Genomic DNA, 1,373 nt, shown 5'->3' with positions numbered 1-1,373 from the left:
CCTCCGGCGGGGGCGGAGGCGGGGGCAGGGGAGCGCCGTCCCCCCAGGCCACGGCATCCAGGGCGGCCCGGAGGCGGGCAAAGTCCTCCTCCGTGTCGGCGCAGGTGGGGATGAACACCACATGGCCCGCGTCGGCCATCTCGGGCCACACCCCCATCCCCTCCAGGGCCGCCTGGGCGGCAAAGCCGTCGGGGGCGCGGAGCACCAGCCGGGCAGGGTCCAGCGCCGGGCCGGACACGCTGGGGTAGTCCCGCCGCAGGGCGGCCACCTGCCGGGCGGCGGCCCGGTAGGCGGCGGCGCCCTCCTCCTCCATCCACGCCCGGCAGAGATCCAGGCAGGCCATCATGGGATAGGAGGGGCTGGAGGAGCCGTAGAGGGAGGCGGCCCGCCGCAGCCCGGCATGGGGAAACCGTTCCCCGGCCAACAGCAGGGCGCTCTGCCCCAGGGCGGGGAGGGTCTTGTGGGCCGATGTCACCACCAGATCGGCGGCGGAGAGGTGGTCATTTCCCAGGAACGGCAGATGGGCCCCGTGGGCTCCGTCCACCACCAGCACCCCGCCCCGCCGGTGCATTAGCTCCGCCAGGGCGGGAAGATCTGACAACACTCCGTAGTAAGTGGGCGAGGTTATACAGAGCGTCTTTGCCTCCGGGTGTTCCTCTAGGGCCTGGGCCACCGACGAGGGGGAGATGGGGCCGGTGATCCCCTCCGAGGCAAGCCAAGGCCGCTCCAGATAGACCGGCTTCAGATCCAGCAGGGCCAGGGCGTTGTAGGCGGAGCGGTGGCTCCCCCGGTCCAGCAGCACCGTCTCCCCCGGTTTGCAGGCCAGGGCCAGGGCGGCGTGGACCCCCTGGGTGGAGCCGCCGGTGAGAAACAGGCAGGAGGCCATGTGGAAAACCTTCGCCCAGAGGGCCTCCGCCGCCCCGATGGCCCCGCCCCCGGAGAAGAGATCCCCCGTGGGGGGCAGCTCGGTGAAGTCAATGGCCGCAATGGCCGCCAGCTCCGGCGCAGGCAGGGATTTACCCTTGTGGCCGGGCATGTGCATCCGCAGGGGCCGCTGGGCGGCAAAGGCCCGCAGAGCGTCGTACAGGGGGGTGGATCCCACAAAAAACGCCTCCAGTGTGGAAAAGTTGGTTTGAGTATAGCAGAATCCGGGCGGGGACACAAGTGGGAGCGGACCTCGTAGCCGCCCGTCCGAAGCCTGAGGCGGGAACAAAAGAGGTGGGGGGGGGCAAGCCCCGCCCCTACGCGTGAGCATTAACGAAGGGAGCAGCGGCAACCAGCCGTTCTCTGTAGGGGCGGCCCTTGTGGCCGCCCGGCTGGCCGGAGCCTGGGACGGGAACGAAAGAGGCGGGGGGGGGGGGGGGCCCCCCCCC

Annotated in this window: 1 protein-coding gene; it reads right to left on the bottom strand. The window is 71.3% G+C overall.

What is annotated here, in order from left to right; genetic code table 11:
- On the bottom strand, nucleotides 1-1,102 hold a 1,102-nt coding region (locus tag ACESY8_RS17975; RefSeq protein ID WP_498794908.1), incomplete at its 3' end, for an aminotransferase class V-fold PLP-dependent enzyme.
- Between the last annotated feature and the right edge of the window lie 271 nt (nucleotides 1,103-1,373).

It is taken from the genome of Clostridium sp. ATCC BAA-442 (genome assembly GCF_964239415.1).
Taxonomy (GTDB): domain Bacteria; phylum Bacillota; class Clostridia; order Oscillospirales; family Oscillospiraceae; genus Flavonifractor; species Flavonifractor plautii.
This window is presented reverse-complemented; position numbering and strand designations above follow the sequence as displayed.